The organism is Pseudomonas sp. P2S-1 (genome assembly GCF_057197725.1).
On the sequence record NZ_CM170068.1, the window covers coordinates 5,869,048 to 5,890,771 of the forward strand.

A 21,724-nucleotide genomic window follows, 5' to 3' on the forward strand; every position below is an offset into this window, starting at 1 on the left:
CGGCTATGGTGGGGACTGGCTTCACCGACAGCGGCCCACTGACGGGCTCATAAAAAAAAGAAAACGGATATTCCCCGATGCTTTTTCGCAACAACATCAACGCCCTGCGCGCGCTCGCCGTGATCGCCGTGGTGCTCTACCACTTCCATGTGCCTGGCTTCGAGGGCGGCTTTGTCGGCGTCGATGTGTTCTTCGTGATTTCCGGCTTCCTGATGACCGGGATCATCGTCGATGGCCTGCGTCGGGACGGTTTTTCCCTGCTCGGTTTCTATGCGTCCCGGGCACGGCGGATCATTCCCGCGCTGGCGGTACTGTGCCTGGCGCTGATGATCTTCGGCTTCGTCTACCTGCCGCTGGATGACTACCGCGAGCTGCTGCGCACGACCAAGGACAGCTTGCTGTTCACCTCCAACCTGCGTTTCGCCGGTGACGGCGACTACTTCTCGGCGCCGCTCCACGAGAACTGGCTGCTGCACACCTGGTCGCTGTCGGTGGAAATGCAGTTCTACCTCTTCTATCCGCTGTTGCTGCCGCTGCTGTTGCGCTTGCTCGGCGAGCGCGGCATGGTCTGGGTGCTGGCGCTGCTGGGCGGGACCTCGCTGGCGGCGTCGGTGGTGTTGACCGAAAGCCATCCGGTGGCGGCGTTCTACCTGCTGCCGACCCGGGCCTGGGAGATGATCCTCGGCGGGTTGGTGTTCCTCTTCCCCCTGGGGCTCTCGCGGATCGGTCGCGGCCTGTTCGAAGGCGCCGGCCTGATGATGATCCTGCTCGCGGTGACCCTGTTCACCGGCCGTGACCCTTGGCCCGGCTACCTCGCGCTGGTGCCTGCGGTCGGTGCCGCGCTGGTGATCCTGGCCAACAGCAACTCGCTGTTCAGCCGGGTCGCGCCGATGCAGTTCGTTGGGCGGATCTCCTACTCGGTCTATCTCTGGCACTGGCCGCTGGTGGTGTTCCTGTACATCTGCGGGCTGCTCGACAGCCCGCCCCACGTGTTCGTCGCGCTGCTGATCACCTTTGCCCTCGGCTACCTGTCGTATCGCTGGATCGAGTCCAGCGTCGGGAAAATCCGCCTGCCGTCGCGGGCGCTGCTCAAGCATTGCGGGGTGGCGCTGGTGCTGGTGGTGGTCGCCTCGGCCGGGGGCTCGCTGGTGAAGAAGCACCCGGAGTTGCGTTTTGCCTTCGAAGAACATGAGCGGCCGGTCTATGCCAGCAAGCTGTACGAGCGCGAGTGCTACCCGGACGCCGATGACCGCGATGTGGTGGATTGCCGGCTGGGCGAGGGCGAGGTGCGGGTGATCCTGTTTGGTGACAGCCATGCCGAGTCGACGGCGGCGGCGGTGCAGGGCGTCAACCCGAGTGCGGCGCTGTCCTGGTCCCGGGGCGGCTGCCCGACCTTGCTGGATTTCCAGATGCAGGATCGCGAACTGGAGAGCAAATGCCACGTGTTCAACCAGCGCCGTTTCGATCTGCTGGAGCACGAGTATCCCGGCGTGCCGGTGGTCCTGCTCAGCCGTGCGGCGCTGTATTCCGATGACCGCCGGGAAAACCGCTTCCGCGTCTACTTCAACGGTCAGCGTCATCAGGAGTCCGCGGCGTTCGCCCGTGACTTCGATGCCGAATATGCCCGTACCGTGTGCACCCTGGCCGAACAGCGGCCGGTGTATATCGTGCGGCCGATTCCCGAGATGCCGTTCAGTGTCTACAAGGGGCTGAACCTGCAGGCGCGGATTCTGGGGAGCAAGTCGGATATTTCGGTGCCGGTGGAGGCTTATCGCGAGCGCAACCGTCGGGCCAATGAAGCGATCGATTTCGCGGCGCAGCGGTGTCAGGTGCAGGTGCTGGATCCGGCGCCGTGGTTATGTCCGAACGGGGAGTGCATGGGGTCGTTGGAGGGCAAGGCGTTGTACTTTGATGACAACCATCTGGTGGATTCGGGGAATCGGCGGTTGCAGGGGATGTTCAAGGGATTTTTCTGACTTGGGGAGTCGGAAAGGTGTGGTCTACACGCTGATAACTTCCTCGATTTCCGACTTTCTTGTAGGCAATTTCCCAAGCATACTCCCCGGCCCGTTTTTTGGTTGCGTAGGGTGGAAAGGGTGCCTAGTCTGCGTCGGTCGTTGTTAGCGCAATGACCGGATTTAGCAGTCCGTGTTTCCCAGAAAACCCCCATGAGCCACCATTTTATGGCGGCTGTACGTGTGGGCGCCTTCGGGCGCGCCGGGTAAATGGGGTTCTGGGCCCGGTCTGCTAACCCGCGTACAGTCGCCACCCTTCGTTTAGCAGCGAATCGTGGTTTTTCGATCCTTAAATAACCGGACCCCGAAACCATGAAAAAAATCGTTCCTGATCCACCCTACGCCCTCTACACCACACCCGGCCTGACCCGCGAGGAAGCCATGCAGCATGCACTGGACCACCTCGACAAGGCCCTCAGCAACGTGTCCCTCCTGCCGGCTCCACCGATGGAACACCACCTGGAAATGCTCAACTATGCGTTGCTCGACCTGAAGATCAGCAAGGCGATGATGACGGTGGCGGTGGCGGCTTCGACCTTGAGCGTTCAGGTCTGACAGATCGCCGCGTACCTCTGTAGGAGCGTGGCTTGCCCGCGAAGGACCGCGTAGCGGTCCCAAAATGGTGTGGTCAGTGAGATTTTGGGACCGCTAGCGCGGTCCTTCGCGGGCAAGCCACGCTCCTACCTGGAGGGTGTTTCGGCAGTTAGAGGAACTTGATCTGGTAGCTCAGGATCACCCGGTTCTCATCCGCACTGTCCGCATAATTCGACCGGTTGGTGGCATTCCTCCACCTCAGCGACAGGTTCTTCAACGGCCCCCCCTGCACCGTATAAGTCAGGTCCGTAGCCCGCTCCCATTCCTTGCCATCCTCCCCGCCAGCCCGCAGCGCCGCGCCACGACTGGTGCGAATATGCTCCGGGTCCACCTCGTCCCCCTTCACATAGCGCAGGTTGAAGGTCAGCCCCGGCACCCCGAGCGCCGCGAAGTCATAGTCATACCTCAGATGCCAGACCCGCTCGTTCTGCAGGGCAAAGGTGCTGACCAGCATCTCGCTGAACAGGTAGGTGTCGCTGCCATTGAGATAGGCAAACGCCGTATCCCCCGAGCCCTTCTGATACCCGCCACTGAATCCGTGTCCGCCGATCTTGTAGCCGACATTCGAACTCACCGTGCGGTTATCCACCTCACCCGCCAAGGCCCGTCCCTCATCGCGAGCAACGAAGTAGCGCACCTCGCCAAACACCTTGCCGCCCCCGAGCGGCTGACTGAACTGCACCCCGGCATAATCCCGCCGGTAGATATCGTCGAGCCGCGCATAGTGGTAACTCAGGGACACTGCATCGAGCTTGTAATCCGCCCCTGCGTAATCCATCCCGTCACTGCGCGCAGCGCTGGAGAACCCGCCGGACATGCTGCTGATCGCCAGGTCCTCGAAGTCCGAAGAGTCCCGGTACTTCACCTGATCGATGCGGCCCAGGGTCAGCGTGAGATTGTCGATATCCGTGGACGTCAGCAACCCGCCATTGAACACCTGCGGCAACAGGCGACTGTAGTTGGCCGCCAGCAATGGAAGGGTCGGTGTCAGCGCACCGATGCGCAGTTCGCTGTTGCCCAGGCGTACCTTGGCCGTGGGCGCGAAGGTGGAGAAATCATCCGCCGCACGCCGGTCGGCATTCCTCGGTAACAGCCCGGTCCCGGCGCGGTCCGCGCTGGAATCCAGCTTGAGCCCGAGCAGCCCCAGCGCATCCAGACCGAATCCCACCGTGCCCTCGGTATACCCCGACTGCACCTTGAGCACGAAGCCCTGGGCCCATTCCTCCCGCTTCGACTGGGTCGCCTCGGGATTGCGGAAATCCCGGCTGAAATAGAAGTTGCGTACCTCCAGCCCCGCCTTGGTATCCCCGACGAAATCCGCCATGACCTGGCCCGACCCCAGCCCCATACCAAGCAGCACAACACCATGCCCGAGCCTCATTTGGCCACCCGCTCTTTCGGCAGGCCCCAGAGAATCACAGCGACGCACATCAGGCAGAACGGCGCCAGGGCGAGCATGCCCATGTAGGTGTTGCCGGTCAGGTCATTGATGTAGCCCACCAGCAACGGCGCGACCATGCCGCTCAACTGCCCGACGGTATTGATCGCCGCGATGCCACCGGCAATCGCCAGCCCGGCGAAGGCCTGCTGGGGAATGGTCCAGAAGATCGGGATGGCGATGAACACGCCGGCTGTGGCGAGAATCAGGAAGCTGGTCAGCAGCACATAGTGATCATTGAAGAAGCACGCGGCGAAGTAGCCGACGGCACCCACCGCCATGCATTGCCACAGGTACTTGCGCCGTTCGCCCGAGGCGTCGGAACGGCGGGTGACGATGATCATGCCGACGGCCGCGACCAGGTAGGGCAGGGCGGTGAGGAAGCCCACCGCCAGCTGGTTCTTCACCCCGGCCGAACTGATCAGGTGCGGCATCCAGAAATTCAGCCCGTAGCCGGTGAGCTTGATCATGAAGTAGATCACCGAGAGGATCGCCACCTCGCGGGTGAAGATCACCTTGAGCAGCGAGGCATGGATCGGCTTGCTCTCCTTGCGGTCGTTGTCGAGGTTGCGCTGGAGAATGTCCTTCTCCTGTTGGTTCAGCCATTTCGCCGACTGGATATCGCGGTCGAGACGGAACAGCACGATCACCCCGAGCAGCGCGCAGGGCAGCCCCGAGAGCACGAACAGCCAGTGCCAGCCGGCCAGGCCGAGGAAGCCGTTCATGTATTCGAGGATAAAGCCCGACACCGGTGCACCGAGCATCCCCGACAGCGGGATGGAGAGGAACCACAGGCCGTTCATGCTGGCGAGGTTCTTCTTCGGGAACCAGCAGGCGAGATAGAACAGCAGCGCCGGCCCGAACCCGGCTTCCATCACGCCGATCAAAAAGCGCAGGAAGTACAGGGTGTATTCGTTGTAGGCGAACACCAGGGCGGCGGTGGCCAGGCCCCAGGAGACCATGATCCGGCAGATCCAGCTGGGCGCGCCGTAGCGTTTCAGGCCGTAGCTGCTGGGCACTTCGAAGAGCACGTAGCCGAAGAAGAAGATGCTCGCGGCAAAGCCGTAGGCCGCGTCGCTCAGGCCCAGCTCGGCCTGCATCTGGGTCTTGGCGAAGCTGATGTTGATGCGGTCGAAATACGAGAACAGGAAGCAGATGATCGTCAGCGGCAGGATGCGCCAGGCGACGCGGCGATACAGCAGCAGTTCCTGCAGGTCGCGAGCGCCGTCGGTGGCACTCTGGGTCAGGGTGGCCATGGTGTATTTCTCCATTGTTGTAGTTGTCGGAGAGTCAGGGTGCTGCGCGCAGCAGCCATCGGTTTTCAGCGTTTCGGCAGGGCAAGCTCCTGTCGGGCCAGCAGCACGCCGTCCTCATCGGCGTACAGCCAGTCCCCGGGTTCGACGGACACGCCGCCCAGCAACAGGGGCACATCGAGCTTGCCGCCCTCACGGTTATGCGAGCGCTGTGGCCAGGAGCCGAGGGCGAGGATGCCCAGTTCGAGGCTGGCCAGCGCATGGCGGTCGCGGACATTACCGTTGATCAGCACCCCGGCCCAGCCATTGGCCAGGGCCAGGGCGCCAAGGCGATCACCCAGCAGGGCGCCGGGGTCGCCACCGGCTTCGATCACCAGCACGCGCCCGGCGCCGGGCTCGGCCAGCTTCTGGCGGATCTCGCCATTGCAGCCGAGGGCGTAGAGTGTCACCACCGGCCCGCTGAACTGCCGCCGCGCGCCGAACCACTGCCAGTCGCCCGGCAGGATGCGCAGTTCGGCGCCATAGTGGTCGCAGAGATCGGCGGTGTTCATGCCACCTCCGCCTGCAGCTCGGCGAAGCTGGCAAGGCGGCCGAGCAGGGCGCTGGCGGCCACGGTGTAGGGGCTGCCGAGCCAGACCTGGCCCGGTCCGGAGCGACCGGGGAAGTTGCGGTTGATCGCGCTGATGGTGACCTGCTCGGCCCGGGTCGAGGACCCCGGCCCGCAGTTCGCGCAGGCGCCGCAGCCGGGCATGATCAGCTCGACGCCGACCTGCTGGAAGGTCTCCAGGTAGCCCTGTTCACGGCAGTAGTCACGCACCGCCAGGGTGCCGAATTGCAGGTACAGGCGGGTGTGGTCGGCCACCTTCAGGCCGCGCTTCAAGCCCCAGTCCAGCACCTCGTGGTAATAGTCGAAATCCTCGCGCTTGCCGGCGGTGCAGGAGCCGCCATAGGCGATATCCACGGCCACCGGGCCGTCCAGATCGGCGAGGGCCATGCCGTTGCCCGGGTCACCCGGCGCCGCCACCAGCGGCGACAGGCGGGAGCAGTCGATGACGATGCGTTCCTTGTACTCGGCGTCGGCATCGCTGAACAGCCAGTCCTCCAGCTCGATCTCGATGCCGCGCCGTTCACGCAGGAACTCCACCACCTTGCGGTCCGGCGCGACGATCCCGGTAAAGCCGCCCAGCTCGGCGACCATATTGGTCAGGGTCGCCCGCTCGTCGACCGACAGTGCGCGCACCGCTTCGCCGCAGTACTCGAACACCGCGCCGATGGCCTGGCCCTGGCGGATCGGCTCGCTGCGCAGCAGTTCGAGGACGATGTCCTTGGCGGTGACATCAGCGCGCAACCGGCCGGTCAGCTCCACCTTGATGGTTTCCGGCATGCGGCAGCGGATGAAGCCGGTGGCCCAGCTGTTGGCGATATCCGTGGCCCCGGCGCCGAAGGCCAGGCAGCCAAGGGCGCCGGAGTGCGGCGAGTGGGAGTCGGTGCCGACCACTACCTGGCCGGGCAGGGCATGGAGCTCGCTCATCAGCGCGTGGCAGATGCCTTCCGAACCGCTCTCGCCCTTCAGTGCGCCATGGGCCACCACCGGGTAGCGGCGGACGAATTCGTCATGGGCCGAGGCCAGGCCGCCGACCGCTGCCAGCAGGTTGTCGCGGATATGCGGGTAGCTCTGGTTGGCGAGGATCAGGTGGTCCTGGAAGGCGATGATTTCGTGGGGGCGGGCCAGCTCCAGGTGTTCACCGAAGGCTTCGTGCATGAAGTGCGCGCACATGCCGGTGAAGTAGTCGTGGCTGAAGCGCCAGTCGGCAGAGAGGAACAGGCCGTCGCCGCGTGCGACTTCGCCGGCGGGAGCGACGCGGCGGCGTTCGATGATCTTTTCCACCAGGGTCAGGGGCCGGTGCGTCGGTAGCGGGTTGAAGACTTTCTCCGGCTGGCGCGGCAGGTGCAGCTTGCTGTAGGCCAGCAGGCCGCCGGCGCGGATCACTTCCTGGGTCACCGCATCGCGGCCGGTGAGGAACTCTTCCAGGTCGATGGCTTCGCCGTCGCGGATGCGCTCGATCAGGGAGAAGTCGGTGGAGGTGTAGATGCCGATGTTGTCGCAGTTCTGCCGGTAGATGCGCTCGAAGCTCTCGGCGATGATCAGGCGGATACCGGCGGACTTCTCCGCCAGCGGGCTCGACTCGCGGGACGAACCCTTGCCGTAGCGCTTGCCGGCCACGGTGATCTCGAAGCCGCCGTTTTTCACCGCGTCGTTGCCGATGGGCAGTTGGCCTTCGGTCTTGAAACCGACGTAGGGGTAGGCGCCCAGGCGCGAGTCGTAGGTCATCATGATCACCACCGGGGTGATCTCGTCGGTGGAGATGTTGTCGCGCAGCGGCAGGGCGTCGGCGAGGGCCAGGTCGCGCCCGCCGAGCTGGTCGCTGACGGCCTGATGGCTGCAGGACAGGAAAAGAAAACGGCCGGCGAATTGAATTTTTCTTGTAGTCATAGTTATCTCCTCAACGCCCTGCATGTTAGGAACTGTGCAGCAGGGGCTGTAGTGATGAATATTCACGGCCGCCATCACCAAATATCGGGACCCTCCATGCAAACCCTCTGGCGCTTCGATCCGACCTCGCTGAAGCTGTTTATCGCCGCCTGCGACGAAGGCAGCATCGCCCGCGCCGCCGAGCGCGAAAGCATGGTGCCGTCGGCGGTGAGCAAGCGCATTGGCGAGCTGGAAGAGGCGGTTGGCGCGCCCTTGCTGTACCGGCACCAGAAGGGCATCGAGCCGACCCCGGCGGGGATCTGCCTGCTCGGGCATGCCCGGCATGTGCTGGAGGAGCTGGCGCGGATGAGTGCCGACCTGTCGCAGTTCGCCAGTGGCGATCGCGGGCATATCCGTATCAGCGCCAACCGTTCGAGCATCATTCAGTTTTTGCCCGAGGACCTGAGCCGGTTCCAGCGGGCCCATCCGAATATCGCCATCGAACTGCAGGAGCGCACCAGCGAGCAGGTGGGTGATGACGTGCTGGGGAACCAGGCCGACCTGGGGATTGGCGCGGACCTGACCGGGCTGGCGGACAAGGGCTTGCGGGTGCAGGAATATCGTTCGGACCAACTGGTGCTGATCGTCCCGGCCGGGCATGCGCTGGCGGGGCTGGAGCGGGTGCAGTTCGCCGAGACGCTGGGGTATGGGCATATCGCGCTGCACCGCGACAGCCCGCTGTACCGCATGCTCGACAAGGCCGCGCGGGCAGCGCGCAAGAGCATTCGCTACGGGATTCACCTGCAGAGTTTCGATGCGGTGTGCCGGATGGTGCAGGCGGACCTGGGGATTGCGGTGATTCCGCGGCGGGCGGTGAGCTTGCAGCCCGAGGGCGCCGGGTTGGTGTGTGTGCCGTTGGCGGATGAATGGGCGGTGAGGCGGTTCCAGATTGTCAGTCGGGGGGAGGGGTATTTGTCGGCGGTGTGCAGGGGGTTCCTGGATTTCCTGGCTTGATTTGATGTTGCTGCTGATGGCCTCATCGCTGGCAAGCCAGCTCCCACAGGGTTCAGCAGCGCCACGGACACTGTGGGAGCTGGCTTGCCAGCGATGAGGCCATTAGCAACACAGCAGCTTCAGACCTGAGTCACCTGAATCCTCTGCGCACCGACCTCATGAAACCGCGGCCCATTACGCCATTCATCCAGCAACCGCTCCTTCTCCTGCCCCGCATTCCCCAGGTAGCGGTCCTTCACCGGCCCATACCCCCGCACCGCATCCGGCAACCGCGCGAGCTCCACCGCCAGTTCCAGATTGTCCGCCCGCAGCCCGTGCTCCACTTCATCCAGCAGTGCCTCGTAAGCGCGCAGCCATTCCAGCTCGACCTTGCGCTCGTGGGTCCGGGCAAACGGATCGAGCCAGGTATTGCGGATCCGCCGCACCTTCGCCAGCACCTTGAAGCCCTTCATCATCCACGGCCCGTAACTGGCCTTCTTGCCCTTGTTGAACACCGGTGGCGCCAGGTGGAAGTTGAGCCGGTAATCGCCCTCGAACGTCTCCTCGACCTTCTTCAGGAAATCGCCCTGGGTAAACAACCGTGCCACCTCGTACTCATCCTTGATCGCCAGCACCTTGAAGTAATGCCGCGCCACCGCCTCGGACAATGAACCGGGAGCACCACGCAGCTTTGTCTCGGCAGCGATAAAGCGCTCCACCCGTGCCTTGTAGCGTTGCGCAAAAGCCGCATCCTGATACTCGACAAGCTGCTCCACCCGCCGCGCTACCACCTGGTCGAGGCTCTGCGACAACGCCGGCCCGGTCGCCTTGCGCAGCAACTGCCGGACCCGCGCCAGATCCACCGCCGCTCTTCGGCCCCAGAGAAACGCCGCCTTGTTGAACGGCACCGCCGCGCCATTGATCTCGATGGCCTGCAACAGCGCTGCCTCGCCTACCGGCAGCCAGCCTTTCTGGCAGGCGAAGCCGAGCATGAAGGTGTTGGTCGCGATCGAATCCCCCATCAACGCCGTCGCCAAACGACTGGCATCGATGAACTCGGCCTGGCCTTCGCCCACCGCCTCGCGGATCTGCCCGTTCATTCCGGCGGTCGGGAACTGCGTATCCGGATGCCGCTGCAGATCTCCGGTTTCCGCCTGCCGGGCGAAGTTGCGCACGAAGGCGCTGGTCAGGCTTTCCTCGCTGTTGACCAGGGCATGGGTCACGCCCTGGCGCAGCTTCGACAGGGTCTCGGCATTGGCGCTGACCACCAGGTCGCAACCCAGCAGCAGGTTGGCTTCGCCCTCGGCAATCCGCGGTGCATGCAGCTCTTCCTGGCGCCGGGCGATACGGATATGCGACCACACGGCGCCGCCTTTCTGCGCCATCCCGGCCATGTCCAGATTGAGCGTGCCTTTGCCCTCGATGAAAGCGGCCATGCCCAGCAGCGCGCCGATGGTCACCACGCCGGTACCGCCGACCCCGGTGATCAGGATGCTGCACGGTTGCTCCAGGCTGGCCAGCGTCGGCGTCGGCAGAGCCCAATCATCATTCTGCGCCAGTGCCTTGGGCTTGCGCAGGCTGCCGCCCTCAACGGTGACGAAGCTCGGGCAGAAGCCGTTGAGGCAGGTGAAGTCCTTGTTGCACGAGGACTGGTCGATGGCGCGCTTGTTGCCGAACTCGGTCTCGACGCTGGTTACCGACATGCAGTTGGACTTGCTGCTGCAATCGCCACAGCCCTCGCACACCGCTTCGTTGATCAGCACCCGGCGGGCCGGGTCGGGGAACTTGCCGCGCTTGCGACGGCGGCGTTTCTCCGCGGCGCAGGTCTGGTCGTAGATGATCGCCGAGACGCCGGCGAACTCGCGAAGCTCCTTCTGTACATCGTCCATTCTGTCGCGACGCAGTACCGGTACGCCGGCCGCGAGGTCGGTGATCTGCGCATAGCGCGTGGTGTCGTCGGTGACCACGACAATGCGTCCGACCCCTTCGGCAGCCAGTTGTCGGGAGATCTGCGGCACCGTCAGGGTGCCGTCCACCGGCTGCCCGCCGGTCATGGCCACGGCGTCGTTGTAGAGGATCTTGTAGGTGATGTTGACCTTGGCCGCGACCGACGCGCGGATTGCCAGCAGCCCGGAGTGGAAGTAGGTGCCGTCGCCGAGGTTGGCGAACACGTGGGGCGTTTCGGTGAACGGCGCCTGGCCGATCCAGGCCACGCCTTCGCCGCCCATCTGGCTGAAGGTCTTGGTCTGCGGGTAGATCCACGCCGCCATGTAGTGGCAGCCGATCCCGGCCAGCGCGCGGCTGCCTTCCGGAACCTGGGTCGAGCTGTTGTGCGGGCAGCCGGAGCAGTAGTGCGGCACGCGGTCCATCAGGGTGTCGAAGCGTTGCTGGGCCGAAAGCTGGGCGTCCAGCACCGCCAGGCATACCTGCAACTCACCGCTCTGGTGATGGCCGAGGATGCGCTTGGCCAGGGCCCGGGCGATCTGTGCCGGGGTCAGGTCGCTGGTGGCCGGTAGCAGCCAGTCGGTGTGCGGCCGGGTCCATTCGCCCTTGTCGTCGAACTTGCCGACGATGCGCGGGCGCACGTCCGCGCGCCAGTTGTACAGCTCTTCCTTGAGCTGGTACTCGAGCATATGGCGCTTCTCTTCCACCACCACGATCTCGTCCAGGCCCTCGGCGAACTGGCGCACGCCCTCGGCATCCAGCGGCCAGACCATGCCGACCTTGTACACCCGCAAACCGATCTGCGCGGCACGGGTGTCGTCGATGCCGAGGATCTTCAGGGCCTGGCACACGTCCAGGTAGGACTTGCCCGAGGTGACGATGCCGATCCGCGCCTTGGGCGAATCCATGACGATACGGTCCAGGCCATTGGCCCGGGCATAAGCGGCGGCTGCGTAGAGCTTGTGTTCCAGCAGGCGTTGTTCCTGGGCCAGGGGCGGGTCGGGCCAGCGGATATTCAGGCCGCCTTCGGGCAGCGGGAAGTCGGGGATCAGCGGCTGCACCCGGTTCAGGTCGATATCCACCACGGCGCCGCTTTCCACGGTATCGGCCACCGCCTTCATCGCCACCCAGCAGCCGGAATAGCGCGACATGGCAAAGCCGTGCAGGCCGTAGTCGAGGTATTCCTGCACGCCGGACGGTGCCAGCACCGGCATCATCACCGCCTTGAAGATGTGTTCGGTCTGGTGTGGCAGGGAGGAGGAGCGGGCGCCATGGTCGTCGCCGGCAATCGCCAGCACGCCGCCGAACTGCGAGGTGCCGGCGGCATTGGCATGGCGGAACACATCGCCGCAGCGGTCCACGCCCGGGCCCTTGCCGTACCAGATGCCGAACACGCCGTCGTAGCTGGCGCCCTCGAACAGGTTCACCTGTTGGGTGCCCCACAGCGAGGTGGCGGCGAGGTCCTCGTTGAGGCCGGGATGGAATTTCACCTTCTGCGTCTGCAGATGCTCGCGGGCTTTCCACAGCGCCTGGTCGAAGCCGCCGAGGGGCGAGCCGCGGTAGCCGGAAATGAAGCCGGCGGTGTTCAGGCCGGCGGCAAGGTCGCGCTGGCGCTGCATCAGCGGCAGCCGCACCAGCGCCTGGACGCCGGTCATCAGCACCTTGCCGGTTGCCTGGGTGTATTTGTCGTCCAGCGTGGGAAGCACGGTACTCATGGCCAATCCTCCAGTTTCTTGTTGTTCAGGCGACCGTGGAGGCGGTGCGCTGATTTGCGCTGGAGTCTATGAAGGCGGCCGGGTTATCGTAAATTCATAAAAAATGCGAACAGGTATCAGAAAAACAAATGTCCACTCGCAACGATATCTCCATGCGCCAGCTCCGCTACTTTGTCGCGGCGGCGGAGTTGGGCCAGTTTTCCCAGGCGGCGCTGACCGTGCATGTGTCGCAGTCGGCGATCACCGCGGCGGTCAGCCAGCTGGAGGACATGCTTGGCGTGCGCCTGTTCGAGCGCCTGCCCCATGGGGTGAGCCTCACGGCCGAAGGGCACAAGTTCTACCAGCATGCCCGGCACATCCTCGACACCCTGCAGGACGCCGTGGCCCAGCCGCTGTTCCAGCGCGACAGCCTGGCGGGCACGGCGCGGGTCGGGGCGTCGTACACCGTGCTGGGGTATTTCCTTCCGACTTTGCTGGCGCGCTTCAAGCGCAGTTACCCGCAGGTGGAGATCGACCTGATCGACATGGACCGGCAGGGGATCGAGCGCGGGGTGGCCAGTGGCGAGCTGGATTTGGGGCTGACCATCCTGTCCAACGTCGATGCGGCGCAGCCGTTCGAGCGGCATGTGCTGATGCGCTCGCGGCGGCAGTTATGGCTGGCCAGTGATCACCCGCTGATGGCGCTGGAGAGCGTGACCCTGGCGGATATCGCCGGGCATGCGTACCTGATCGCGACGATGGACGAGGGGGAGCGTTCGGCGATGCGCTATTGGCAGGCGGCGGGGCTGGAGCCGCGGGTGGCGTTTCGCACGACCTCGGTGGAGGCGTTGCGCGGGCTGGTGGCCCATGGGTTCGGGGTGACCATTCTCTCGGACATGATCTACCGGCCCTGGTCGCTGGAGGGCAAGCGCATCGAGGCGCGGCCGGTGGCGGGGAACGTGCCGCCGATGGAGCTGGGGTTGATCTGGCAGGGGCAGCGGGAGATGCCGGAGGCGGCGCGGGCGTTTCAGCAGTTTCTGATTTCGGCGACGCATGTGTAGTGGGCTTTCGGGCCTCATCGCTGGCAAGCCAGCTCCCACAGGGTTCGGCAGCGCCACGGACACTGTGGGAGCTGGCTTGCCAGCGATAGGGCCCGAGAGAACAACCCATCCTCTCAGGGCTCCAACCCAATCCCCCGCAACACCACCGCCGTAATCGTCTGCACCGCCTGCTCGAACTGCTCATCACTCAACGGTTGATGCCCGTTCAACGCCCGTACCTGGTAATCGAAATCCGCATAGTGCTGGGTCGAGGCCCAGATCATGTACAGCAGGGCCGACGGTTCGATCGGCTTGATGCGCTTTTCCTCCACCCATTGGCGGATCTTGTTTTCCTTGTACTTGGCCCCGGCAAACAGGTGCTCATCGAGAATGTCGCGGAACAACGGCGCACCATGCATGATCTCGTTGGCCCACAACTTCGAACCATGGGGCCGGGTGCGCGAGTGGGTCATCTTTTCGCGCACGTAGCTGGTCAGCACCACCCGCGGGTCATCGAAGTGGGCAAAGCACGCGCCTTCCTTCTCCCAGACGCTGAGCAGGTTGACCAGCACCTCGCGGTACAACTCGTCCTTGGTGGTGAAGTAGTAGTGCAGGTTGGAACGCGGCAGGTCGGCGCGCTTGGCGATGTCGGACATGGACGTGCCCGCATGCCCCTGCTCGGCGAAGACCTGCTCGGCAGCCAGGAGGATTTTTTCGACGTTCTTGCGACGAATGTTGATCTTGTGGTTACTCATTCCATTCCCGACCAGGGGTAAATAGTTCAGTTTCAGACGCTCGATCAATGGACAGGCGCCACATCCCTTGGCGCGTATTGGCCATCATGTCGCTATCAGGCACGACCGGTCTTGAGCGTAGTCATCCCTCAAGGCGCACGTCGATAGATTTCCGCGTACATCGGCCAGTGGTCGGACACGCCCTCCGGGTATTTACCGCCTTCGAAACGCGCCGGCGAACCCCATTTGTTGACCTGGTACGGGCTCGCCTTCGGCGTGCGAATACTTGCACTGTCGACCTTCCAGCCATTGAAGCCGTTGCCGCTCATTTCCTGGGGGAACAGCAGGATGTCGAAGAACGACCACTGCCGCTCGCGGTGATAGTAGTAGCTGCCCTGGCACTTGCCACAGCCGATCAGGTGCGACACGCTCCAGGTGCTGGCGAGGTTGTCGGCGATGTAGCGGTGCTTCACCTCTTCAGCGGCATTGATATTGAAATCGCCGCCGACGATCGGCAGTACATCCGCCGGCAACTGCTTTTTCAGCTCGGCCAGATAGTCCACCGCCTGGCGCCGCAGATAACCCGGCCCGCCACCGGAAGGCAGGTGCACGGCGAACACCGAGGCCTTCTGCCCGTCCGGCAGGAGCAGGCGCACTTCGAGGATGCCGCGGGTCTTGCCGGTCTTGTCCGAGTCGTCACCGTTCTCGTTTTTGTACGGCACGCGATGCAGGATCGGCTCGCCCCATTGCGGCAGGCGGCTGAGTACCGCCGTGTCGATGCCGCGCTCGTCCCAGCCTTCCAGCAGCACCCGGGTCTGGTAGCCAGACTTGTCGAGGCGGCTGTTGAGCTGCTCCACCACATTGCGGTTTTCCACTTCATCCAGCATCAGGATGTCCGGCCCGCGACCGGCATCGACCTGCTCGATCACCGAGGCCAGGCGGGTGAGTTTTTCCTTGAGCCGGGCGTCGGTCCAGTCGTTGTTCTCGCACTCCTCGCGCCAGGGCTTGACCGTGATCTTCGCGCAGGTCGCCAGCCATTCCGGATGCGCCTGCTTCAGGCTCAGGGGCAGGTAGGCGTAGTCCTCCTTGCCCTCGTCATGCCGGGTGTCGAAGAGGTTCTCGACGTTGTAGGTCATCAGTGAAACACGCTGCTCGGGAGCCGGCGTGGAGGCGCAGCCGGCCAGGCCCAGGGCGAGCAGCAGGGGCAGTTGAAGTCGGGTCATGACAGGGTCTCAGGAGGCAGGACGACCGGCGACCAGCGCCGCATTCAGCAGTTTGGCCAGGCGCACCGAAGCCAGTTGCACCTGCTGCTCGGCCACCGGCACGAAGGTGCTCATGTACTTGGCGTCGATCCCGCCACTGCCCCCGCTCGGGGCCTTCTCGTTCATCAGCTTGTCGCCACGGCTGTATTCCTTGCCGGTGCGGTTGTACTCGATGGCCTTGGCCGCATAGTCGATACCGCCGTCATCCTCGTCGTCGCCCTGGGCGCGGTGGGTCGGCAACTTGCGCTTTTTCTCGGCCTTCTGCGGGTAGATGCTGTCGTCACGCACGATGCGGCAAGCCTGTTGCGACCATTGCGCCGGGTCGGCGGAGTCGGCGGCGGGCAGGCTGGCCTGCAGCTTGTCGGCGTAGGCTTTTACATCGAGCCTGGCCGAGCCGAGCAGGAAGTCATCCCACACCTGGCGCAGGTTGTAGGCCTTGCCGCCGGCAGTGACCGGGAAGTCGTAGCCGCCCTTGTCGTCCTTGAAGCTGTTGTTCAGCGGCGAGCTGGCGTCGCTGCTGTGGTGGATCAGAAACAGCAGGGCCATCAGGCGGGTCTGGTTGGGTGCCTTGGGGTCAGCGAGGGCCTTGCTGTTCTGCTCGATGGCCGCCACCGAGCAGGCGCCACCGGGGCAGTCGCGGGGCAACTGGAAGGTGCAGTCGTCGGCCTTGTAGATCACCAGGCGCTGGTTCCTGGTCTTCTCCCACAGCTCCTTGGTCTGCGGATTCTTGTCCAGGTTGCCGGCCCAGTTGGCGACCACGGCGAAGTCGTCCTGCTTGATCAGGCCGAGAAGACGCATGGCTTCGGCCTTGGCTTCCGGGGTCAGTTGGCGCTGGGTCAGTTCACCGACCAGGGCGGTGCCTTGCTGGCCCCAGGCGAACACCTGGCCAGCCCACAGACCGGCGACGAGCACCAGGCCATTGCGTAGGGATTTGCTAACAGTCACTTGCAGGTTCTCCATGGAGGGCATCGAGGGTCAGTTGCATCATGGCGTGGAAGTCCAGTTGCCGTTGTTCGGCCGTCAGGGCTTCGCCGGTGAGGATGTGGTCGCTGACGGTGAGCACCGTCAGCGCCTGCTTGCCCAGTTCGGCGGCCACGCCGTAAAGGCCGGCAGCCTCCATTTCCACGGCGAGGATGCCCATGCGGGTCATGCGCTCGAACAGCGTGGGATCAGGCTCGTAGAACAGGTCGGCGGAAAAGACATTGCCCACGTGTACCGCCTGGCCTGCGGCATCGGCGGCGCGCACGACCTTTTCCAGCAGGCGGTAGTCGGCGATGGCGGCGAAGTCGAAGCCGTTGAGGCGCTTGCGGTTCACCGCCGAATCGGTGCTGGCACCCATGCCGAGCACCAGGTCGCGCACGCCGATCCGCGCCTGCACCGCACCGCAACTGCCGACCCGGACGATGCGCTCGACACCGTACTGGCTGAACAGCTCGTGGGCGTAGATCGACACCGAGGGGATGCCCATGCCCGAGCCCATCACCGAGATGCGCTGGTCGCGGTAGAGGCCGGTGTAGCCGAGCATGTTGCGGATGCCGTTGACCTGACGGACATCGCTCAGGTAGGTGTCGGCGATCATTTTCGCGCGCAGCGGATCACCGGGCATCAGTACCGTTTCAGCGAAATCGCCCGGCTGGGCGGCGATATGGGGCGTAGGCATCAGGCGTCTCCTTCCAGGAACGAACGGCCATGGGTACAGGCGGGCAGGGCGAAGAACTGCGCCAGGGTCTGGCCGATATCGGCGAAGCTGTCCCGCTCGCCAAGGCTGCCGGCGCGCACGCCGTTGCCCCAGGCGAGGACCGGGATATGTTCACGGGTGTGGTCGCTGCCGGCGGCGCTGGGGTCGCAGCCGTGGTCGGCGGCGAGGATCAGCAGGTCGCCCGCCTGCATACGTGCCAGTAGCTCGGGCAGGCGGCCGTCGAAGGCTTCGAGGGCGGCGGCATAGCCGGCGATGTCCCGGCGATGGCCGTAGAGCATGTCGAAGTCGACGAAGTTGCTGAATACCAGGGTGTTGTCCGGGGCTTCGTCCAGGGCCTGCAAGGTGGCGTCGAACAGGGCGTCGTTGCCGTCGCCCTTGTACAGCCGGCTGATGCCCTGGTGGGCGAAGATGTCGCCGATCTTGCCCACGGCGAACACCTGCCCGCCGGCCTCGCACAGGCGCTCGAGCAGGGTCGGGGCCGGTGGCGGCACGGAGTAGTCGTGGCGGTTGCCGGTGCGGCGGAAACTCGCGGCGCCCTCGCCCACGAACGGCCGGGCGATGACCCGGCCGATGTTGTACGGATCGCACAGCTCCCGGGCCAGCTCGCACAGGGCGTACAGGCGGTCGAGGCCGAAGTGGGTTTCATGGGCGGCGATCTGCAGCACGCTGTCGGCCGAGGTGTAGACGATCGGCTTGCCGCTGCGCAGATGTTCCTCGCCCAGTTGCTCGATGATGGTGGTGCCCGAGGCATGGCAGTTGCCGAGGATGCCCGGCAACTGGCCGCGCTCGATCAGGGCATCGAGCAGGGCTGGCGGGAAGCTGTGTTCCAGCGCGGAGAAATAGCCCCAGTCGAACAGCACCGGCACCCCGGCCATTTCCCAATGACCGGACGGCGTGTCCTTGCCGCTGGACAGCTCCCGGGCATAACCCCAGGCACCGTCCACTTCCGCTTCGGCACTGAAACCCGGCGGGAAGGCCCCGCCGCTGAGCGCTGCCGCATGACCCAATCCGAGCCGCGCCAGGTTGGGCAACTGCAACGGCTTGCCCTCGTGGGCCCGGGCCTCGGCGATATGCAGCAGGGTGTTGGCCCCGGCATCGCCGAAGCGTTCGGCATCGGCGCTGGCGCCAATGCCGAAGGAGTCGAGGACCAGCAGCAGCGCACGTTTCATGACGGCTCCAGGCACAGGCCGGAAATCAGCGCCGGTGCTTCATAGGGAAGGGTGGCGATGGTGTAGGCAGCCTGCACGGCGGCGGCCGCACGCTCGGCCTGTTCCAGGTTGCGGGCATGCACCAGCGCCAGCGGCTTGTTCGAACCCACCGCTTCGCCGGGGAAGCACAGCTCGCTCAGGCCCACCGACGGGTCGATCGGGTCCTGCGGATTGCTGCGCCCGCCACCCAGGCCGACCACGGCCAGGCCGATGGCGCGGGTATCGATGCTTTGCACGATGCCGGCCTGCGGCGCCGGGACCGGAATCACCACCGGCGCTGCGGCCAGATACCGCTTCGGACGCTCCACCAGATCCGCCGGGCCACCCAGCGCCTCGACCATCCGCGAAAAACGCTGCAAGGCCGCACCGCTCTGCCAGGCATGCAGCAGTTGTTCGCGGGCCAGTTCGACGCTGCTGGCCAGGCCGGCGCAGAGCAGGGTCTGTTCCGCCAGGGCCAGGGTCACGTCCCACAGACGCTGGCTGCGCACATCGCCGCGCAGCAGGGCGATGGCTTCTTCCACTTCCAGGGCATTGCCCGCCGAGCGCGCCAGGGGCTGGCTCATATCGGTGATCAGCGCACGGGTGCGCACGCCGGCACCGTTAGCCACCGCAACGATGCTTTCCGCCAGCGCCGCCGCATCGCTGGCCTGGGCCATGAACGCACCGTTGCCGACCTTCACGTCGATCAGCAGCACATCCAGCCCGGCCGCCAGCTTCTTGCTGAGGATCGAGGCGATGATCAGGTCGATGGATTCCACCGTGCCGGTGACATCGCGGATCGCGTACAGGCGCTTGTCTGCCGGGGCCAGGTCGTTGGTCTGGCCGATGATGGCGCAGCCGACGCTGGCGACTACTTCGCGCAGTTTCGCCATGTCCGGCTGGCTGTCGTAGCCGGGGATGCTGTCGAGCTTGTCGAGGGTGCCGCCGGTATGCCCGAGGCCGCGCCCGGAGATCATCGGCACGTAGCAGCCGCAGGCCGCCAGCAGCGGGGCCAGGGGCAGGCTGACCAGGTCGCCGATGCCGCCGGTGGAATGCTTGTCCACCACCGGGCCGGGCAGGTTCCAGCTCAATACTCGGCCGGAGTCGCGCATGGCCGAGGCCAGGGCGATGCGTTCATCGACGGTCATGCCCTTGAGCAGCACGGCCATGGCAAAGGCGGCGGCCTGGCCCTCGCTGATGCTGAAGTCGGTGATGCCGCTGACGAAGCGGCGGATATCCGCATCGTCGAGCACCTTGCCGTCGCGCTTGCGGCGGATCACTTCCTGTGGGAGCCAGGTCATCAGTACGACCCTCCGCCAACGTTTGCGCTATCGACGCCGGCATGCGCCAGCAGATCGCCGAGCAGGCTGGAGGCGCCGAGACGCAGATGGCGTGGGGAGATCCACTGGCTGCCATTGAGCTGTTCGGCCAGCTCCAGGTAGACCTGCGCATCGGCCAGGGTCTTCATGCCGCCGGCCGGCTTCAGGCCGACGTTCATGCCGCTGGAGGCGATGCATTCGAGCATGATCCGCGCCGCCTCGGCGGTGGCATTGACCGCCACCTTGCCGGTGCTGGTCTTGATGAAATCGGCACCGGCCTCGATGGCATCCAGGCTGGCCTGGCGGATCAAGGCCGGGTCGGCCAGTTCGCCGGTTTCCAGGATCACCTTGAGCAGCGCGCGGTCGGCGCACAGGGCCTTGCAGGCACGGACCAGGGCGAAGCCGCTGTCGGCATCGCCGGCCAGCAGGGCGCGGTAGGGGTAGACCACGTCGATCTCGTCGGCACCGTCGGCCAGGGCCTGGCGGGTCTGTTCCAGCACCTCGTCCAGTGGCGCAGTGCCGGCGGAGAAGTTGGTCACGGTGGCAACCGCCACGGTCTGCCCGCCGAGCTCATCGAGGGTGCGTCGGGCCAGGGCGACGAAGCGCGGATAGACGCACACCGCGGCGGTCGGGCCGGCGGCGGTCATGGCCCGCTGGCACAGCTCGACGATGCGCCCGTCGGTGTCATCGTCATTCAGGGACGTCAGGTCCAGCAGCGCAATCAGCTTGCGCGCGAGTGTTGCTTGTTGGTCTGTCATATCGGGTTCACGCGAATTCAGTGGATTCAGTTTCAAAGCGCCAGGAAAACCCCGGCGAGTGCCGCGCTCATCAGGTTGGACAGCGTGCCCGCGATCACCGCCTTGAGCCCGAGGCGGGCGATTTCGGCCCGGCGGTTCGGCGCCATCAGCCCCAGGCCGCCGAGCTGGATGCCAATCGAGGAGAGGTTGGCGAAGCCGCACAGGGCAAAGGTGATGATCGCCTGGGTCTGCGCCGAGAGGACCGTCACGCCCTTGGCCGCCGCCTGCACCGGTTCCAGGTGGTTGGCGAAATCGACATAGGCGACGAATTCGTTGAGCACCAGTTTTTCCCCGATCAGCCCGCCGGCCGTGATTGCTTCGTGCCAGGGCACGCCCAACACGAAGGCTAGCGGAGCCAGCAGATAACCGAGGAGCATTTGCAGGGTCAGTTGGCCGAAGCCGAACCAGCTGCCGGTCCAGCCCAGCAGGCCGTTGAGCAGGGCGATCAGGGCGATGAAGGTCAGCAGCATGGCGCCGACGTTGAGTGCCAGGTGCAGGCCGGCCGAAGCCCCGAGTGCGGCCGCGTCGATGACGTTGGCCGGCTTGCTGCCCGGTTCGTCCGGCAGGTCGTCGGGGTCGTCATGGGTTTTTTCGGTTTCCGGCTCCATCAGCTTGGCCATCAGCAGCCCGCCGGGGGCGGCCATGAAGCTGGCGGCGATCAGGTACTTGAGTTCGACGCCGAGGCTGGCATAGCCGATCAGCACCGAACCGGCCACCGAGGCCATGCCGCCGGCCATCACCGCGAACAGCTCGGAGCGGGTCAGGCGGCGGACGAAGGGGCGGATGACCATGGGCGCTTCGGTCTGCCCGACGAAGATATTCGCCGTGGCCGACATCGCCTCGGTGCGGCTGGTGCCGAGCAGGCGCTGCAGGCCGCCGCCGATCACGCGGATCACCAGGTTCATGATCCCCAGGTAGTAAAGCACCGCGATAAAGCTGCTGAAGAACACGATCAGCGGCAGCACGCGGATGGCGAAGACGAAGCCGCCATTGCCGAACATCTCGAACATCCTGGCGCTGCTCAGGCCGCCGAAGATGAAGTCGATGCCCTGGTTGGCGTAGCCCTGCAAGGAGCCCACCGAGTCGGAAATCCCGGCCAGGGTGGCTTGCCCCCAGGGCACGTAGAGGGCGAAGGCACCCAGCCCGGCCTGCACGGCGAAGGCCGCGCCGACGGTACGCAAACGAATGGCCTTGCGGTTGCTCGACAACGCTACCGCCAACAGCAACAACACCACGATACCGATGAAGCCCATCGATGATTCCCCGGAAAAAGTCGCTCAGG

Annotated in this window: 17 protein-coding genes; 4 read left to right on the plus strand and 13 right to left on the minus strand. The window is 65.1% G+C overall.

Annotated elements, in window-relative coordinates:
- Positions 1 to 77: 77 nt before the first annotated feature.
- Together AC2CQI_RS26325 and AC2CQI_RS26330 are read left to right on the plus strand one after the other, a co-directional pair.
- On the plus strand, positions 78 to 1,976 hold the full coding sequence (locus tag AC2CQI_RS26325; protein ID WP_484578339.1) for an acyltransferase family protein: 1,899 nt from the start codon (positions 78 to 80) through the stop codon (positions 1,974 to 1,976).
- 351 nt (positions 1,977 to 2,327) lie between these two features.
- A complete protein-coding gene (locus AC2CQI_RS26330) occupies positions 2,328 to 2,570 on the plus strand; it encodes a hypothetical protein (RefSeq protein ID WP_075804558.1) in 243 nt (80 codons plus the stop codon).
- A 148-nt stretch (positions 2,571 to 2,718) separates the two neighbouring features.
- Here the strand turns inward: AC2CQI_RS26330 and AC2CQI_RS26335 are convergent, their stop codons facing one another.
- From AC2CQI_RS26335 to AC2CQI_RS26350, 4 genes are all read right to left on the minus strand, one after another.
- The gene (locus AC2CQI_RS26335) at positions 2,719 to 3,933 is read right to left on the minus strand and encodes an OprD family porin (protein WP_484578340.1); all 1,215 of its coding nucleotides are present in this window, start codon (positions 3,931 to 3,933) and stop codon (positions 2,719 to 2,721) included.
- Between the two features lie 53 nt (positions 3,934 to 3,986).
- Entirely contained in the window at positions 3,987 to 5,303 is a 1,317-nt protein-coding gene (locus AC2CQI_RS26340; protein ID WP_484578341.1) for an MFS transporter, read from the minus strand.
- A 65-nt stretch (positions 5,304 to 5,368) separates the two neighbouring features.
- Positions 5,369 to 5,851, minus strand: a complete 483-nt coding sequence (gene rraA, locus AC2CQI_RS26345; protein ID WP_075804561.1) for a ribonuclease E activity regulator RraA — start codon at positions 5,849 to 5,851, stop codon at positions 5,369 to 5,371.
- Positions 5,848 to 7,794, minus strand: coding sequence for an aconitase family protein (locus AC2CQI_RS26350; RefSeq protein WP_484578342.1), 1,947 nt, complete (start codon positions 7,792 to 7,794; stop codon positions 5,848 to 5,850). The genes rraA and AC2CQI_RS26350 overlap by 4 nt, the downstream gene beginning before the upstream one ends.
- 96 nt (positions 7,795 to 7,890) lie before the next feature.
- On the opposite strand from AC2CQI_RS26350, the gene AC2CQI_RS26355 reads away from it, so the two are divergent.
- Positions 7,891 to 8,787 (plus strand): LysR substrate-binding domain-containing protein, encoded by an 897-nt coding sequence (locus AC2CQI_RS26355; RefSeq protein WP_484578343.1) that lies wholly within the window; start codon positions 7,891 to 7,893, stop codon positions 8,785 to 8,787.
- Between the two features lie 119 nt (positions 8,788 to 8,906).
- Here the strand turns inward: AC2CQI_RS26355 and AC2CQI_RS26360 are convergent, their stop codons facing one another.
- Positions 8,907 to 12,425 carry an indolepyruvate ferredoxin oxidoreductase family protein gene (locus AC2CQI_RS26360; RefSeq protein WP_484578344.1) on the minus strand — a complete coding sequence of 1,173 codons (3,519 nt, stop codon included), beginning with the start codon at positions 12,423 to 12,425 and terminating at the stop codon, positions 8,907 to 8,909.
- Between the two features lie 128 nt (positions 12,426 to 12,553).
- On the opposite strand from AC2CQI_RS26360, the gene AC2CQI_RS26365 reads away from it, so the two are divergent.
- Positions 12,554 to 13,465, plus strand: coding sequence for a LysR substrate-binding domain-containing protein (locus AC2CQI_RS26365; protein WP_484578345.1), 912 nt, complete (start codon positions 12,554 to 12,556; stop codon positions 13,463 to 13,465).
- Between the two features lie 113 nt (positions 13,466 to 13,578).
- Here the strand turns inward: AC2CQI_RS26365 and AC2CQI_RS26370 are convergent, their stop codons facing one another.
- The 8 genes from AC2CQI_RS26370 to AC2CQI_RS26405 all read right to left on the minus strand — a co-directional run bounded on the left by AC2CQI_RS26370 (position 13,579) and on the right by AC2CQI_RS26405 (position 21,695).
- Entirely contained in the window at positions 13,579 to 14,199 is a 621-nt protein-coding gene (locus AC2CQI_RS26370) for a TetR/AcrR family transcriptional regulator (protein WP_075804566.1), read from the minus strand.
- A 128-nt stretch (positions 14,200 to 14,327) separates the two neighbouring features.
- On the minus strand, positions 14,328 to 15,401 hold the full coding sequence (locus AC2CQI_RS26375; protein WP_484578346.1) for an endonuclease/exonuclease/phosphatase family protein: 1,074 nt from the start codon (positions 15,399 to 15,401) through the stop codon (positions 14,328 to 14,330).
- A 9-nt stretch (positions 15,402 to 15,410) separates the two neighbouring features.
- Positions 15,411 to 16,385: a S1/P1 nuclease gene (locus AC2CQI_RS26380; RefSeq protein ID WP_484578347.1), complete on the minus strand. Its 975-nt coding sequence runs from the start codon at positions 16,383 to 16,385 to the stop codon at positions 15,411 to 15,413.
- Complete coding sequence (gene deoD / locus AC2CQI_RS26385; protein WP_075804569.1) at positions 16,375 to 17,100, minus strand: purine-nucleoside phosphorylase; 726 nt, start codon at positions 17,098 to 17,100, stop codon at positions 16,375 to 16,377. The genes AC2CQI_RS26380 and deoD overlap by 11 nt, the downstream gene beginning before the upstream one ends.
- Positions 17,100 to 18,308 (minus strand): phosphopentomutase, encoded by a 1,209-nt coding sequence (locus AC2CQI_RS26390; RefSeq protein WP_484578348.1) that lies wholly within the window; start codon positions 18,306 to 18,308, stop codon positions 17,100 to 17,102. The genes deoD and AC2CQI_RS26390 overlap by 1 nt, the downstream gene beginning before the upstream one ends.
- A complete protein-coding gene (gene deoA, locus AC2CQI_RS26395) occupies positions 18,305 to 19,627 on the minus strand; it encodes a thymidine phosphorylase (protein ID WP_484578349.1) in 1,323 nt (440 codons plus the stop codon). Before deoA ends, AC2CQI_RS26390 begins: the two co-directional genes overlap by 4 nt.
- Positions 19,627 to 20,403: a deoxyribose-phosphate aldolase gene (deoC, locus tag AC2CQI_RS26400; protein ID WP_484578350.1), complete on the minus strand. Its 777-nt coding sequence runs from the start codon at positions 20,401 to 20,403 to the stop codon at positions 19,627 to 19,629. Before deoC ends, deoA begins: the two co-directional genes overlap by 1 nt.
- A 32-nt stretch (positions 20,404 to 20,435) precedes the next feature.
- Entirely contained in the window at positions 20,436 to 21,695 is a 1,260-nt protein-coding gene (locus tag AC2CQI_RS26405) for a NupC/NupG family nucleoside CNT transporter (RefSeq protein WP_484578351.1), read from the minus strand.
- Positions 21,696 to 21,724: the final 29 nt, after the last annotated feature.